The following is a 16,111-nucleotide window of genomic DNA, read 5'->3' on the forward strand; positions in this document are numbered from 1 at the left end:
TTTTAAAAGAACTTTGAATTGCAAAGTTAATAGAAAAATTGAATTACAAATATTTTGTGTATTTTTTTTTCATCCAAGATTTAAGTAAAATCTGGCTATTTAAAAAAGGCAGAATTTGGCGTTCAAAATCGCAACTATAACGTTATAATTATTTATTTAGAAAGATTCTTGGTTAAAACAGAAGTAAAATCCTACTTGCATTATAACATTAAATTTCGACTTTGTTAATGAAAAGATTTTAAAATATCAATAATTCATTTTTTTAATGCAAAATTGATGTTTTGATAAAAACAAGCAGTGAAAATCGTTTTTTAACAATAATAATTTTTGAAAAGGCTACTTCTATTATATTATTTTTAATTATCGGCTTTAATGCTTAAATTTGCATAAAAAAAATAAATCTGCCTTAACTATGAACATTTATAAGGATTATATCCAAGAGATTGAAGAACGTAAAAATCTGGGACTTCACCCAAAACCAATTGATAGTGCTGAATTAGTAAGCGAAATTATTGCACAAATTAAAGATTTAGATAACGAATACAGAGAAGATTCTCTTAAGTTTTTTATTTACAATACATTACCAGGGACTACAAGTGCTGCTGGTGAAAAAGCTGAGTTTTTAAAAGAAATTATTCTTGGTCAGGAAGAAGTAAAAGAAATTACTCCTGCTTTCGCTTTTGAATTATTATCTCACATGAAAGGCGGACCTTCTATTAAGGTATTGCTTGATTTAGCTTTAGGAAATGACGATGCTATTGCAAAAGATGCTGCAAAAGTTCTTAAAACACAAGTTTTCCTTTACGAGGCTGACACAGATCGTTTAATAGAGGCTTTTAAAAATGAAAATGCAATTGCAAGAGAAATCCTTGAAAGTTATGCGCAAGCTGAGTTTTTTACAAAACTTCCAGATGTAGCAGATGAAATTAAGGTAGTTACTTTTATTGCTGGTGAAGGTGATATCTCAACAGATTTACTTTCTCCGGGAAATCAAGCTCACTCACGTTCAGACCGTGAACTTCACGGACAATGTATGATTACACCACAAGCCCAGGATGAAATTAGAATGCTGCAGGCACAACATCCTGATGCAAGCGTAATGTTAATTGCCGAAAAAGGAACAATGGGAGTTGGTTCTTCAAGAATGTCAGGTGTGAATAACGTGGCACTTTGGACAGGAAAACAAGCAAGTCCATATATTCCTTTCGTTAACATAGCTCCTATTGTTGGAGGAACAAATGGTATTTCTCCAATTTTCCTTACTACTGTTGATGTTACAGGTGGTATTGGTTTAGACCTTAAAAACTGGGTTAAAAAAGTTGATGCAGAAGGGAATGTTATTCGTAATGAAAATGATGAGCCAATTCTGGAGCAAACCTACTCTGTTGCTACAGGAACTGTTTTAACAATTAATATTAAAGAGAAAAAATTATATAACGGCGATCAGGAATTAATTGACATTTCTAAGGCATTTACGCCTCAAAAAATGGAATTCATTAAAGCTGGCGGTTCATATGCTATTGTGTTTGGTAAAAAACTTCAAACATTAGCGGCGAAAATTTTAAATATTGAGGCTCCTCTTGTATTTGCTCCGTCAAAAGAAATTTCTTACGAAGGACAAGGGCTTACGGCTGTAGAAAAAATCTTCAATAAAAATGCAGTCGGTATTGCTCCGGGAAAAGTATTACACGCTGGTTCTGATGTTCGTGTAGAAGTTAATATCGTAGGTTCGCAAGATACTACAGGTCTTATGACTGCTCAGGAATTAGAATCTATGGCAGCTACGGTAATTTCTCCAATCGTTGATGGTGCTTACCAATCAGGTTGTCACACTGCTTCGGTTTGGGATAAAAAAGCGCAGGCAAACATTCCAAAATTGATGAAATTCATGAACGATTTTGGTTTGATCACAGCTCGTGACCCAAAAGGTGTTTATCATGCAATGACAGACGTTATCCACAAAGTACTTAACGATATTACTATCGACGAGTGGGCTATCATTATTGGTGGTGACTCTCATACAAGAATGTCAAAAGGTGTTGCTTTTGGTGCTGACTCAGGAACGGTTGCTCTTGCACTGGCTACCGGAGAAGCTTCAATGCCAATTCCAGAATCTGTAAAAGTTACTTTCAAGGGAGATATGAAAGGGTATATGGACTTCCGTGATGTCGTTCATGCTACTCAAGCACAAATGCTTCACCAATTTGGAGGAGAAAATGTTTTCCAAGGAAGAATCATTGAGGTTCACATTGGAACACTTACTGCAGATCAGGCTTTTACATTTACAGACTGGACTGCAGAGATGAAAGCAAAAGCTTCTATCTGTATTTCTGAAGATGATACTTTGATTGAATCATTGGAAATTGCTAAAGGCAGAATCCAGATTATGATCGATAAAGGTATGGATAACGATAAACACGTTCTTCAAGGATTAATCAACAAAGCAGATAAGAGAATTACAGAAATTAAATCTGCTGAAAAACCTGCTTTAACTCCAGATGCAAATGCTAAATATTATGCTGAAGTTGTTGTTGATTTAGATCAAATTTCTGAGCCAATGATTGCAGATCCAGACGTAAACAACGTTGACGTTTCTAAAAGATATACTCACGATACTATCAGACCGTTATCGTTTTACGGTGGAGTGAAAAAAGTAGATCTTGGATTTATTGGATCTTGTATGGTTCACAAAGGAGACATGAAAATCCTTGCCCAGATGCTTAAAAATATCGAAGGACAAAAAGGTAAAGTAGAATTCTTGGCACCGCTTGTAGTAGCACCTCCTACATATAATATCGTAGACGAGCTTAAAGCTGAAGGTGACTGGGAAGTTTTACAAAAATATTCAGGTTTCGAATTTGACGATAACGCTCCAAAAGGTGCAGCTCGTACAGAATATGAAAACATGTTGTATTTAGAGCGTCCAGGATGTAATCTTTGTATGGGTAACCAGGAAAAAGCAGCAAAAGGAGATACTGTAATGGCAACTTCAACTCGTCTTTTTCAGGGTAGAGTTGTAGAAGATACAGAAGGTAAAAAAGGAGAGTCATTGCTTTCATCAACACCAGTTGTAGTGTTGTCTACAATTTTAGGCAGAACTCCAACATTAGATGAATATACAACTGCAGTTGAAGGTATTAACTTAACTAAGTTTGCGCCTTCTAATAAATCGTTAGTAATGTAATTTTACGATTATTAATATATAAGAAGCCTGAGTGATAAACTCGGGCTTTTTCTTTTATGGCTCTTCTATTTTTCGTAACTTGTGATGTCAAAATAAAACAGAAAAACAAAAAACAATTATATACTTATGGCTTTTGATATTGAAATGATTAAAAAAGTGTATGAGAACATGCCAGGTCGTGTTGATAAAGCACGCGAGATTGTTGGTCGTCCACTTACTTTAACAGAGAAAATTTTGTACAATCACCTTTGGGATGGAACTCCAAACCAGGCATTTGGAAGAGGTGTTGATTATGTTGATTTTGCACCAGATCGTGTAGCATGTCAGGATGCAACAGCACAAATGGCATTATTACAATTTATGCATGCTGGAAAATCTAAAGTAGCAGTTCCTACAACAGTGCACTGCGATCACTTGATTCAGGCAAAAATAGACGCCGCAACCGATTTGGCCAGAGCAAAAACACAAAGTAATGAAGTTTTCGATTTCTTATCGTCTGTTTCTAATAAATACGGAATTGGTTTTTGGAAACCGGGAGCCGGAATTATTCATCAGGTAGTGCTTGAAAACTACGCTTTTCCAGGCGGAATGATGATTGGTACCGATTCTCACACCGTAAATGCCGGAGGTTTAGGTATGGTGGCTATTGGTGTAGGTGGAGCCGATGCTGTAGACGTTATGTCTGGTATGGCTTGGGAGCTTAAATTTCCTAAACTAATTGGAGTTAAATTAACTGGTAAATTATCAGGATGGACAGCTCCTAAAGATGTTATTCTTAAAGTTGCAGGTATCCTTACCGTAAAAGGTGGTACGGGGGCTATTGTTGAATATTTTGGCGAAGGTGCAACTGCTATGTCATGTACTGGTAAAGGAACAATTTGTAACATGGGGGCTGAAATTGGAGCTACAACTTCAACTTTTGGTTATGATGCTTCAATGAGTCGTTACCTGCGTTCTACAAACAGGGCTGATGTGGCTGATGCTGCAGATAAAGTAGCTTCTTACTTAACTGGAGATCCAGAGGTTTATGCTAACCCGGAAGAATATTTTGATCAGGTTATCGAAATCAATTTATCTCAATTAGAACCACATTTAAATGGTCCTTTTACTCCAGATTTGGCTACTCCAATTTCTAAAATGAAAGATGAAGCAATCAAAAATAACTGGCCGTTACAAATTCAGGTTGGATTAATTGGTTCTTGTACAAATTCTTCTTACGAGGATATTGCGCGTGCAGCTTCGTTAGCTAAGCAAGTTGCGGCTAAAAACTTAAAAACCAAAGCTCAATTTACTATAACTCCGGGTTCTGAAGTTGTTCGTTCTACAATTGAAAGAGACGGATTTATTGATACTTTTAATAAAATAAACGCCACTGTATTTGCTAATGCCTGCGGACCATGTATTGGTATGTGGGATAGAGAAGGGGCAGAAAAGGAAGAAAGAAATACAATCGTTCACTCTTTTAATCGTAACTTCTCAAAACGTGCAGATGGTAATCCAAATACTTTAGCCTTTGTAGGTTCGCCGGAATTGGTAACAGCCTTAGCTATTGCGGGTGATTTAGGATTTAATCCTTTAACAGATAAATTAATTAATGAAGATGGTGAAGAAGTAATGCTGGATGCTCCAACAGGAGATGAGCTTCCTTCTAAAGGTTTTTATGCCGAAGATCCGGGATTTCAGGCTCCCGCAGCAGATGGTTCAGGTGTTCAGGTTGTAGTTAGTCCTACATCTGAGCGTTTGCAGTTATTAGCTCCTTTCAATGCCTGGGATGGAAAAAATATTACTGGCGCGAAATTGTTAATTAAAGCATTTGGAAAATGTACTACTGACCATATTTCTATGGCTGGGCCATGGCTGCGTTTCCGCGGGCATCTGGATAATATTTCTAATAATATGCTCATTGGTGCTGTAAATGCATTCAATCAAAAAACAAACTCGGTTAAAAATCAATTGACAGGAGAATACGATGCTGTTCCTGCTGTAGCTCGTGCATATAAAGCAGCCGGAGTTCCATCTATCGTTGTGGGAGATCACAACTATGGAGAAGGATCCTCTCGTGAGCATGCTGCAATGGAACCTCGTTTTTTAGGAGTAAAAGCAGTATTAGTGAAATCTTTCGCTCGTATCCATGAAACAAACCTTAAAAAACAAGGTCTTTTAGGATTGACTTTTGCAAACGAAGCAGATTATGATAAAATTCAGGAAAACGATACAATCAATTTTACTGATTTAACTGAGTTTGCTCCGGGGAAACCATTAACGTTAGAGTTTGTTCATGCAGATGGTACAAAAGATATTATCCTGGCCAACCATACTTACAACGCAGGCCAGATTGGATGGTTCGTTGCAGGTTCCGCACTAAACTTAATTGCAGCTGGAAAGGCTTAATTTTTTAAGATTTGATTATACTAAAAGTGCTCTGTGAAAACAGAGCGCTTTTTTTATTTAGGTATTTTTTAAAAAAGAGAAGAATGTTGTGTCTTGTTTTTAAAAGAAAATTAGATTATAAAATTGTTATAAAAATCAAAAACGTAATCATCAGAAAAACTATAAGTTACGGTTTTTTGAAATTAAAGGTGTAAAATTGAAGTAAATTAGTTGTTAAAAAACGTGTGAAATTTACTTTAAAAAGTTAAATTCGCTTTTTAGGCAATATATTTGTGCTTTTTGAGTTTCAAATGAGTGTCTAAACTTAAAAAAGGAGTAAATAACTTTAATAGGTGAGTATGGTTTTTAGATTAATTATAGTATTGTTTTTTTTTAGTGCGGGTGTTTTTTCTCAGGAAAAATTTATCAAACATAAAATTTCAAAAGGAGACAATCTTACTGTAATTGCTAAAAAATATGGAGTAAAAGCAAAAGATATTCAAGAAGCAAATCCTAATGCTCCTAAAATTTTAAAACTAAATTCGGTTTTACTTATTCCGAATAAAAATGCAAAACCTGCTCAAGCCCCGGTACAAGTTGCAATAAATACTACTCCAGGATCACACGAAGTTTTACAAAAAGAAACGCTTTGGGGAATCTCTAAAAAATACAATGTTTCTGTCGATGATTTAAAAAAAGCCAATCCGGCCTTAGAAACCGAAGGATTAAAAATAGGACAGCAAATCGTTATTCCAACTAATACTAATATAGCGGCGGTTTCTGAAAACATTCCTAATACTGAAACAGAAAAGCCGGAAATAATCCCTTCTACAGATGTTGAGCTTGCAGTTGAAGTACAGCCAAAAGAAACTAAATACGCAATAGCTAAAAAATACGGAATAACTGTAAAAGAGTTAGAGCGTCAAAATCCACAAATAAAAGCAAAACTTCCAGTTGGTTATGTCTTGAAAATAAAGACAACCAAAGAAAAAGCAGATGCGATAAATGCTTCAAATGCCCCTAAAACTTTATTAGATGAAAACTTTGGTTCTGAACCTCAAATAGCAGATAATACAGCAGTTAAAAAAGATTCAACATTTGTTTACAATGGAAATCATTCTGATTTAATCGACCAGATTATTGTAAGTGCAACCGAAAATATTGGAACCCGTTACCGTTCAGGCGGTACTACAAAAGCAGGTTTTGACTGCTCAGGGTTAATGTTCTGCACCTTTGGAAATTTTGATATAAAATTACCAAGAAGTTCAATAGAACAATCTCGTATAGGAACAAAAGTAGCTTCTGCCGAAGCGCAAAAAGGAGATTTAATTTTCTTTAAAACAAACGGAAGACGCCATATTAATCATGTTGGAATGGTAGTTGAAGCCGGCGATGGCGAGATTAAATTTGTACATTCTTCAACACACGGAGGTGTTATAATTTCTTCTACTAAGGAAGCTTATTATCAAAGATCTTTTTCTCAGGTAAATCGTATTTTAGAATAAGAAACTATTTAAAAATTTCTTTTTCAGTTCGTCAATAGGAATAGGTTTGTTTAAAAAATCTCGAACGAATTCATTTTTTCGAATCTGTTCTATTTCATCAGAATCTAAAGTAGAAGAAACCACATAAATTTGAGTTTCTTTTTTAATCTCCTCATTAAGCGTTTGAAAAATATCCAAAAATTCAAAACCATCCATCACAGGCATTTGTATATCTAATAGAATAACTAGCTTTTGCTGCGTTTTTTTATTTTTTATAATCCACTGTAAACCTTCTAATCCATTATTGGCTATAAAAACCTGATTGATATCAAGAACTTTTTTCAGCAGTTGTTTGGTAACAAGCTGGTCAATTAAGTTATCTTCGATTAATAAAATAGTGGAGCTAAATTCCATATGAAGTGGGTATTGCAACAATAAATTTACTGCCAATATTGTTTTCTGAAATAACAGAAATGTTTCCTTTGATGTTTTCTACAGCTTCTTTTACAATATAAAGCCCTAATCCTGAACCTTTATTTTTGTTTGTTCCAAAGTACATTTCAAAAATATAATCTTTGCAATCGTCCTTAATGCCAATTCCATTATCAGAAACCTCAATTCTGTTAAAACCTTCAGAAATATAAGTTTTAATAGAAATAAACATTTCCTGCTTGTTGTTGTCAGCATACTTAATGGCGTTAGAAAGTAAATTGTTTATGATGATTTTTAAACGCAGGCCATCGCTCTGAATTTGATCTATCTGTAATTCTTGCGTAAAAGTAATTTTGTTTGCATTTTCAATATGCATTAATTGTAAAATGGCTTCATTGAATATTTCTTTAAGACTTACAGGTTCAATAATAATTTGTTTTCTTTTGTTTTTAGAGTAGTCAATAATATCACTTATAAATTGATCCTGCTTTGTTAAGCTCTGATGCATTAATTGTAGATAATCTTTTATTTGACTTATGTCGTCTTCTAATTGTGTAATCTCAATTAATCCTTTTAAAGAAGTTATAGGAGATCTCAAGTCGTGAGAGGCACTGTAAACAAAACGGTCTAATTCATGATTAACTAAAGTTAAATTTTCATTTTTAACCTCAATTTCCTTTTTGGAAATTGTTAATCTTTTTACCATTATCGAATAATACGAACAAACGCTCAATACGATTATTAAAATAAAAACAATGTTAGTTATAGTTAAAAGTGTTTTTATTTTTCGGGTTCCTTCACCCAGAGTATTCGAAAAGTTGCGTTGATTAATCGTAAGCTTATCGCTGATTTGACTTATTTTAGAAATGAATTTTTTCTGATCCGCTTCGGTTAATGAATTGTGTTCGATTTTAGCATTAATTTGAGTTCCAATTATAAAAAGTTCATTAATTAAATTATCTCCCTGTTCCCATTCGTGAATTGCTTTTGCAAGGAATGAAACCTTTTGAAAGTTTACAAATAACCAAACAAGATCGTCCAGATCATCTTTATGATTACGTCCGGCTAAAAAGCCCTGCCTTGCTACTAGATTATCGCCGGCTTTTAAAAGAGTTTTTCGGGCAATTCCATCTCCTTGAGGTACTTTTAATTCTTTATTATACAGTTTCCATTGATTTGGATCTTTGTTGTAGAGGTAAGTTATAAGATGACGCGAAGCATCTTTCTGTCCTTTTGAATAATGAGATTCACCATTAACATAAGCTCTGTTGGCAGATAAAATTTTGATCGTAAAAAAATTAATGCATATTAATAATGCACAAGAAATGAATACGATTAATATTAGGACAAAAACATTTGGCAAACGGAGGTTCTGTAAAGATCGAACCTTATGCATGATTTTCATATTAGTAGGTTTAATATTAATGTTCTGCCTTATATTTAGTTGCATTATTTTTTTTCTTTTAAATCATCTTTGAGGCTGATTATTTAAAAGAGCTAAAAATAAACAATTGTTAATGAAAATATATAAAATTTAAGACTAATATAGTCTTTTATCAAATTTAGTAAAAAATACGAATCTTTTTACAAGACTCATTATTTTCTCAATTATTTTTTATTTTGATATTAATTTATTGATTATCAGTATTTTTATTTTTTATTTTTTTAAAAAAAAATAGAAGTTTTTATTTTTTTTATTTTACTGCTAAAATTAAAATAGATGATTATACTGGTTTTTTGTTTAATATAGAGAAGGCTTAAAAGAAAGATTTTATTTAAGACTTTGATGATCAATATTTCGCTTGGTGCCAAAAATGACCACATCCATTTTTACATTCTGTATTTCTTCTTTCGGTATCGATTATTTTGAAAATCCAAAGTAATGCAGTTATTGTTTTTTATTTTCAGATTCAGGAAGTAGAACTAATTTGGCAAATGCAATTTTTGTGCGAAAGGTTTTAAGAAGTACAATTGATGTGAAAGTTGATTTTAAGGGAATTGTATTTATTGCGGTTTGATAAGTTTCAGAATAATAATCAGTTTTATTTGGGATGGCATTGATGATATAATTATTTAAAGCTGTAAATAACGTTTGAAAATTATATTGATCATTATCTAATAAAAGCTTTAAACCTAGTTCAAAATCTATTTTATTTTGTGCAATCTTATTGATTAACTGTTCTTGTGGATTCATTATCATGGGAAAAAATCAATAGTTTTTAAAATAGTTTGTTTTGCTAAAGTATTAAATATGAAATTGGTATTGTAAAAATTAAACAAAGAAAATAAGATCTGACAGGGTGTAATTTTTTAGTTATGATTTTTAATCCGAAATTTTAAAACTTATAACATAAAATCCAAATTTTCAGAAAAAAGTATATCTTTAACCAACCCTAAAACCAAAAAAATGCAAGAAGAGAACCAAGAAAATTTTAAAAGAGAACTCGGATTATTAGACGGGACCATGCTTGTGGTCGGTTCCATGATTGGATCTGGAATTTTTATTGTAAGTGCTGATATTGCCAGGCAAGTAGGATCTGCCGGCTGGCTGACTTTAATTTGGCTGATTTCCGGATTAATTACTATTATTGCTGCAGTAAGTTACGGAGAGTTGAGCGCAATGTTTCCAAAAGCGGGCGGCCAATATGTTTACTTAAAAGAAGCCTACAATAAGCTTATTGCCTTTTTGTATGGCTGGAGTTTTTTCGCTGTTATTCAAACAGGAACGATTGCAGCAGTAGGAGTAGCTTTCTCAAAATTTGCTGCTTATTTATATGAACCACTTAGCGACGAAAATATACTTTATGAGTTAGGCTCTTTCAAGTTGAATGCCGCGCAGCTAGTTTCAATTTTCACTATTATTTTATTGACTTATATTAATAGCCGAGGCGTTAAAAACAGTAAAACTCTTCAAACGGTTCTTACAATTATTAAAATTCTATCGTTACTTGGATTAATTATTTTTGGATTAACATTGGCGGCAAAAGCTTCTGTTTGGGATGCTAACTGGGCTGATGCATGGAACACACGTTCGTTTAACAAAGACACTGGTTCATGGCTTCCAATTGGCGGAACAGCCTTAATTACGGGAATTTCGGCAGCAATGGTTGGATCATTATTCTCTAGTGATGCCTGGAACGGAGTTACTTTTATTGCTGGAGAAATTAAAAACCCGCAGCGTAATGTTGGTTTAAGTTTGTTTCTGGGGACTTTTATTGTAACGATTATTTATGTTTTAACCAATATTATGTATTTGGCTGTGATTCCGTTAGATGAAATCGCAACAGCAAAATCAGATCGTGTTGCCGTTGTAGCCTCTCAATATATTTTCGGGAATATTGGAACACTGATTATAGCCCTCATGATTATGATTTCCACTTTTGCCTGCAACAACGGATTAATTATGGCTGGAGCAAGAGTATATTACACAATGGCAAAAGATGGTTTGTTTTTTAAAAAAGCCGCTGTTTTAAATAGTGCCAGTGTTCCTGCATGGGCGCTTTGGGCGCAGTGCGTGTGGGCTTCGGCTTTATGTTTGACAGGGAAATATGGAGATTTATTAGACTTTGTAATTATCATTGTTTTGATTTTTTATATTCTAACAATCTACGGAATCTTTATTCTGCGTAAAAAAATGCCAAATGTGGAAAGACCATATAAAGCATTTGGATATCCGTTTTTACCATTATTATACATCATTATAGCAGCTGCGATTTGTGTTTCTTTATTAATTACAAAATTCTCAACCTGCGGATGGGGAGTGTTAATTATGCTGACAGGAATTCCGGTTTATTACTTAACGAAACCAAAAGAGTAAAGTTTTTTAGTTTTAGATTTGAAGCTTTAACTCAAAAAAAATCTAAATAAAAAAAAGCGCCTTTGATAATCAAAGGCGCTTTTTTTTAAACAAATTTATAACCAAAACTAAAAAGCGGCATCAAGTCTTTATTAACAGCTCACGGATTTAAGATAAAACGGATTGAGAAACATTCTTAACTATGCGATTCAGTTAACTAAAGAACACCAAAAAAACATTTACTCAATAAAATCTGTAGGTAAATAACTAAAAAATAATTATTTAACAGAATAAGGAAGCGAAAGATTACCGCTTGCAACGGTATAGACTTTATAAACGCCAAGCATTGGTTTTTTCCCGCCGCCTTCATGTGAACCGCCTTCGCCCGTGCTTACTTCCATATAACAGCTTACGGCATCAAATTTGAAATTAGTTTTGTTATTGATTCTAAAATTAGGAACAATCACTTTTATCGAATTTCCTTTAGTCACAATATTAAAACCCGGACTGTCCATATACATTGCCATTCCAGGATTTGTTGGAGGCAAAATAACACTTGGATCACCTTTTGTAAATTCTTTAACCGAAAGTCCGCCGCCAACACGTTTGTCTTCTACCAATAAAACCCAGTGTGCGTGCCAAACCAAACCATCATTGAGATAATTTCCGTCAAGACTTTCATCCCAAAGCGGTGTATCTTCAAAATCCGGATGTGAGGTTAAAGCCAAAGCAACAATTCCTTCGGCTTGACCGAAACCAATATCAGATGATTTTAAAGTGGTAGGGAAAACATAAGCCAAAACTGGTGCTCCATTTAACTGTCCAGCAGGTTTAGGCGTTGTATTACCAGCGGTTCCTTCTACTTTAATATCCCAAACTGTAATGCCCAAATCTGCTTTGTGAGTAATCGTTGCCGATTTTATCTTAAAGTCACTGTTGTTATAAGTGCCGCATTTATCGCAGGCTTTGATAATAGTGTAGTTAAAAAAAATAAAGCATAAAATAAATATTGATTTTTTCATAATTCATCATGGTTTAATGTTAATTATCTTTAAGAAACCAATTGATGTGCCACGTAAAGAATGTCCTATATTAGGAGCTCAAGAGATTTTTTTCTTTATGATGAGGTGCTATATTTCGAGAATAGAATTCTATTTCGTGAAATTTCGCTGCAAGAAAGACTGGAATTAAAGAGTAGAAAATGCAAAAAAACTCGCAAAACAGCCGAGATGGAAAGTTTTATTTTCTTGATATTTTTGAGTCTTTGCGACTAATAAGCTTTATAAAAGACATAAAAAAAGACACTGCTAGAAAACAGTGTCTTTTAATATCAAATAATCTATTGAGGTTGTTATACAACAGCAGGCTCAACAGATGATTTTATAGTTGAATTAATAATAGAAATAGTAAGGGGATCAATTTCTCCGGAGAAAAAAGCATCTAATATTTCCTGAAATACAGGATTAGTATTTTCTACTAAAGAAAAAAGCGTCATTGAAGAACGTAATTTTCTTGCATCTAAATCCCCTAAAATTCCATCAGCAGATTTCATTTTAAAGGTCAATAATAATTCTGAAATTTCGATAAGATGTTTTCCTAAAATTGGATGATCTAAGTATTCAGAAGCTTCTTGAAGATCGGCAATCGCATAAAGATTTGACGTATCACTAGTGCCTAAACCTTTAATTTGAGGAAAAATGAACCACATCCAGTGTGTTTCTTTTTTTCCTTTTTTAATTTCAGCAAGGGCAGTAAGATAAAGTTTGTTCTGCGCATCTAAAAAGCGCATTAAATCATTGTTTGAATAAGCCATTTTGGTATTATATTTTAAAAAAGGGTTGCAAAAGTAGTAAAAAAGAAAGGGTCTACCTAATAAAACATGCATACAGTCAGTAATTTAACTTTTTTCGACAGAATTTTCCTCATCGTAATAGAGTTAAAAAACACGCTTGTTTTTAGTTATTAATAAATTACAGATTTCGATGCGTTTGTCTAAAAGTTAAATTTATTCTGGGTAAAACATTCCGTGCTGTTTTGGGAACCTGATGCTGCCAAAAACTATTTGTAGTTCCAGCCATCAATAAAAAGGAACCATGATGAAGCGGAATTTCGACCTGTGGAATCTCCTTGCTGAATTTATGACGGAGCTTAAACATTCTGGTTTCGCCAAAAGTTACTGAAGCAATAACCGGATTTGGTCCTGAATTATGTTCCTTATCGCTGTGCCATCCTACGCCGTCATTTCCGTCTCGGTATAAATTTAGCAGAAGACTGTTAAAATCAAGCTGAGTTTCTTTTTCGACACGGCCTCTAATGGTTAGTAATTCATAAGTCCAGTCTGGCCCTTTTAAATCTGCTCCGGGATTATCTTTGTCTTCATACCATGAAATCATTCGGGGAACCGTATAAGTTTTATCATAAATTTCCATTTCATACTCTCTCCATTTGGTTTTGCGAAGAATTCTTTCATAAAAACGATCCGATTCTTCTTTTGTAAAGAAGTTATCAATCAAAATCAATTCAGAATCAGGAATGTCAAATACTTTTTTTCCTGCCAAACCAGCGGTAAATAATTCGGTGTCGTTAAATAATGTCATTTTTCCATTCATTTTATGTCAATTTCAATCCAAACAGGAGCATGATCGCTTGTTTTTTCCCAGCCTCGCACATGGCGGTCAACTCCGCCGGAATTTAATTGTTTTGCAATTTGCGGACTTAATAAAAAATGATCAATTCTTAAACCGGCATCTCTTTCGTAAGCATTTCTAAAATAATCCCAAAAAGTGTAAATTTTCTCATCAGGATATAATGTACGAATGGCATCTGTCCATCCCTGCGAAACAATAGCTGCAAAAGCTTTTCGAACTTCGGGTCTAAAAAGAGCGTCGTTAACCCATTTTTCAGGTTTATAAACATCCAATTCTGTTGGCATGACATTATAATCTCCAATTAGTACTACTGGAATTTCTAAATTCAATAATGTTTTTGCACGTTCAGCCAGACGATCAAACCATTTCAACTTATATTCAAATTTTGGTCCCGGCAAAGGATTTCCGTTTGGAAGATAAAGACAGGCAATTACAATTCCATTAATTAAAGCTTCGATATATCGGCTTTGAACATCTTCTTCATCTCCCGGAAGAATGCGGGTTACTTCTTCAATTTCCATGTTTCGGGCCAGAATTGCAACACCATTCCATTGTTTTTGTCCGTGCCAAATCGCATTGTAACCGGCATCATTAATCGCTTTAAGCGGAAAATTATCCTGTGGCGCTTTTAATTCCTGCAGGCAGACAATATCTGGTGTGGTTTCATCAAGCCAGCGCAATAATACAGGCAGGCGTCCGTTGATTCCGTTTACGTTATATGTTGCTATTTTCATGGTACATTTAATTAGTTGTATTATTAAATTTACTGATTATTAAGCATTTAATCGAGATTGATTTAATATTATTATTTCAGAAACTGTTTGTTAAAGAACACTTTACCCGGATATTTTTCTGCGTAAGCAAAAATTAAATGTTCAATATATTGATTGCTTTTATAAGGTTCGGTATAGTTTTTTACTTCTAACGGATCATGAATTGAAATATCTGACGGAATATATCCCATACCATGAAAATGTCCGTTTTCAATCCAAATACAACTGCGCTCATCCTTCGATCTTCCTTTATCAATAATTGCAAAAGTGGGTCTGTTAGTCAGTAAAAAATCAATAGCATTGTCAACTTGTTCATTGTGAAGCAAAACATCAGGTAGGTTTTTGGTATCATTATTTTGCGGAAGTTCTCCTTCTTCAGGTCTGGAATATTTGCAGAATCGTTGATCAATTTTAAATTGTTCAGACAGATCTCTCAGTAAATCTATAGCGTTATACAAACTATTAAATTCATGAATACAAGTCTGAAATTTGCTTAATTTTCCAACAGCCAAGTATTTATATCCGTTTCTTGCTTCGTATTCATAAATGCCAAATTTTGCTTCAAAACGTTTTAATGCTCTATTGTAGGTTGGCCAAAGTTGTTTAATTTCAGTACATTCTAATAAAAGTGCCATTAATTCGGTAGCACAAACTTCAAATGAGATTCCATGAATATCCCTTAAAAAATGCTGTCTTTGCGGATTGATTTTATGACCGCTAAAATGAGAAGCGACGCGTTTTTTTAAGTTGATTGCTTTACCAACATAAATCACTTTTTTTACTTGATTATAAAAATAATATACACCTGGTTTTTCGGGTAAATTATTAAAATCATCAGGAGGGAGATTAGGTGGTAAACGCTGATCTTGTGAAGTCATCTTGACCATTTTTGCAATCTCGCCTTCATCATCCCATTCCAGCAATTGCGAAAATAATATTGCCGTAGCATCTGCATCTCCGCCCGCACGATGTTGATTTTCTAAAGGTATATTTAGCGAATAGCAAAGTTTGCCTAAGCTGTACGATGGCAGTCCTGGTTTAATTTTTCTGGCTGCGCGAACAGTACAAAGTTTTCTGGCAGTCCATTTAAAACCTGCCTGTTCAAGCTGATGACGAACAAAAGAATAATCGAAGTTGACATTATGAGCGACAAAAATACGATCAGTCAGCATTTCTAGTACTTTCTCTGAAATGTCGTCAAAAATAGGCGCGTTGGCGACCATTTCATTATTAATTCCCGTTAATCCAAAAATAGACAGCGGAATATCTTTTTCTGGATTTACAAGAGTTTCATAACGGTCGATTACATTTTTACCATCATGAATAATAATGGCAATTTCTGTAATCCGGCTGCCACTGGCGTTCCCGCCTGTGGTTTCAATATCGACTATGGCATATTCCGTATTTTTCATCTTTATATAACG

The 16,111-nt window shown here is 34.0% G+C and carries 11 protein-coding genes and 1 pseudogene; 4 read left to right on the forward strand and 8 right to left on the reverse strand.

The annotated features are described in order from the left end of the window. Nucleotides 1–412: 412 nt before the first annotated feature. The 3 genes from L1276_RS19935 to L1276_RS19945 all read left to right on the forward strand — a co-directional run bounded on the left by L1276_RS19935 (nt 413) and on the right by L1276_RS19945 (nt 7,059). Entirely contained in the window at nt 413–3,184 is a 2,772-nt protein-coding gene (locus tag L1276_RS19935; RefSeq protein ID WP_253790944.1) for a bifunctional aconitate hydratase 2/2-methylisocitrate dehydratase, read from the forward strand. Between the two features lie 126 nt (nt 3,185–3,310). After that, nucleotides 3,311–5,575 carry an aconitate hydratase gene (locus tag L1276_RS19940; RefSeq protein WP_253790945.1) on the forward strand — a complete coding sequence of 755 codons (2,265 nt, stop codon included), beginning with the start codon at nt 3,311–3,313 and terminating at the stop codon, nt 5,573–5,575. Between the two features lie 338 nt (nt 5,576–5,913). Continuing rightward, entirely contained in the window at nt 5,914–7,059 is a 1,146-nt protein-coding gene (locus L1276_RS19945; protein ID WP_253790946.1) for a C40 family peptidase, read from the forward strand. On the opposite strand, the gene L1276_RS19950 is transcribed toward L1276_RS19945, so the two are convergent. The 3 genes and pseudogenes from L1276_RS19950 to L1276_RS19960 all read right to left on the reverse strand — a co-directional run bounded on the left by L1276_RS19950 (nt 7,051) and on the right by L1276_RS19960 (nt 9,670). Next, nucleotides 7,051–7,488, reverse strand: coding sequence for a response regulator (locus tag L1276_RS19950; RefSeq protein WP_253790947.1), 438 nt, complete (start codon nt 7,486–7,488; stop codon nt 7,051–7,053). The genes L1276_RS19945 and L1276_RS19950 overlap by 9 nt on opposite strands. Further along, the gene (locus L1276_RS19955) at nt 7,442–8,920 is read right to left on the reverse strand and encodes a HAMP domain-containing sensor histidine kinase (RefSeq protein ID WP_253790948.1); all 1,479 of its coding nucleotides are present in this window, start codon (nt 8,918–8,920) and stop codon (nt 7,442–7,444) included. The genes L1276_RS19950 and L1276_RS19955 overlap by 47 nt, the downstream gene beginning before the upstream one ends. 340 nt (nt 8,921–9,260) lie before the next feature. Next, nucleotides 9,261–9,670: pseudogene (locus L1276_RS19960) on the reverse strand (DUF5958 family protein). 207 nt (nt 9,671–9,877) lie between these two features. Here L1276_RS19960 and L1276_RS19965 point away from each other — a divergent pair. Beyond that, nucleotides 9,878–11,287, forward strand: a complete 1,410-nt coding sequence (locus tag L1276_RS19965; protein ID WP_253790950.1) for an APC family permease — start codon at nt 9,878–9,880, stop codon at nt 11,285–11,287. Nucleotides 11,288–11,544: 257 nt separating this feature from the next. Here the strand turns inward: L1276_RS19965 and L1276_RS19970 are convergent, their stop codons facing one another. The 5 genes from L1276_RS19970 to L1276_RS19990 form a co-directional block, all read right to left on the reverse strand. Beyond that, nucleotides 11,545–12,288: a hypothetical protein gene (locus tag L1276_RS19970; protein ID WP_253790951.1), complete on the reverse strand. Its 744-nt coding sequence runs from the start codon at nt 12,286–12,288 to the stop codon at nt 11,545–11,547. A gap of 329 nt (nt 12,289–12,617) precedes the next feature. Beyond that, nucleotides 12,618–13,079 carry a DUF1810 domain-containing protein gene (locus tag L1276_RS19975; RefSeq protein ID WP_253790952.1) on the reverse strand — a complete coding sequence of 154 codons (462 nt, stop codon included), beginning with the start codon at nt 13,077–13,079 and terminating at the stop codon, nt 12,618–12,620. A 157-nt stretch (nt 13,080–13,236) separates the two neighbouring features. Next, entirely contained in the window at nt 13,237–13,863 is a 627-nt protein-coding gene (locus L1276_RS19980) for an alpha-ketoglutarate-dependent dioxygenase AlkB (RefSeq protein WP_253790953.1), read from the reverse strand. A gap of 8 nt (nt 13,864–13,871) precedes the next feature. Then, entirely contained in the window at nt 13,872–14,648 is a 777-nt protein-coding gene (gene xth / locus L1276_RS19985; RefSeq protein ID WP_253790954.1) for an exodeoxyribonuclease III, read from the reverse strand. Nucleotides 14,649–14,719: 71 nt separating this feature from the next. Then, nucleotides 14,720–16,099 (reverse strand): exonuclease domain-containing protein, encoded by a 1,380-nt coding sequence (locus L1276_RS19990; protein ID WP_253790955.1) that lies wholly within the window; start codon nt 16,097–16,099, stop codon nt 14,720–14,722. Nucleotides 16,100–16,111: the final 12 nt, after the last annotated feature.

The organism is Flavobacterium sp. HSC-32F16, from assembly GCF_024171645.1.
In the GTDB taxonomy this organism is placed as follows: Bacteria; Bacteroidota; Bacteroidia; order Flavobacteriales; family Flavobacteriaceae; genus Flavobacterium.

Bases quoted from the DNA above. Each gene is read 5' to 3' on its own strand.
- L1276_RS19935 (WP_253790944.1), top strand. From the start codon at position 413: ATGAACATTTATAAGGATTATATCCAAGAGATTGAAGAACGTAAAAAT.
- L1276_RS19940 (WP_253790945.1), top strand. From the start codon at position 3,311: ATGGCTTTTGATATTGAAATGATTAAAAAAGTGTATGAGAACATGCCA.
- L1276_RS19945 (WP_253790946.1), top strand. From the start codon at position 5,914: ATGGTTTTTAGATTAATTATAGTATTGTTTTTTTTTAGTGCGGGTGTT.
- L1276_RS19955 (WP_253790948.1), bottom strand. From the start codon at position 8,920: ATGCAACTAAATATAAGGCAGAACATTAATATTAAACCTACTAATATG.
- L1276_RS19965 (WP_253790950.1), top strand. From the start codon at position 9,878: ATGCAAGAAGAGAACCAAGAAAATTTTAAAAGAGAACTCGGATTATTA.
- L1276_RS19970 (WP_253790951.1), bottom strand. From the start codon at position 12,288: ATGAAAAAATCAATATTTATTTTATGCTTTATTTTTTTTAACTACACT.
- L1276_RS19975 (WP_253790952.1), bottom strand. From the start codon at position 13,079: ATGGCTTATTCAAACAATGATTTAATGCGCTTTTTAGATGCGCAGAAC.
- L1276_RS19980 (WP_253790953.1), bottom strand. From the start codon at position 13,863: ATGACATTATTTAACGACACCGAATTATTTACCGCTGGTTTGGCAGGA.
- xth (WP_253790954.1), bottom strand. From the start codon at position 14,648: ATGAAAATAGCAACATATAACGTAAACGGAATCAACGGACGCCTGCCT.
- L1276_RS19990 (WP_253790955.1), bottom strand. From the start codon at position 16,099: ATGAAAAATACGGAATATGCCATAGTCGATATTGAAACCACAGGCGGG.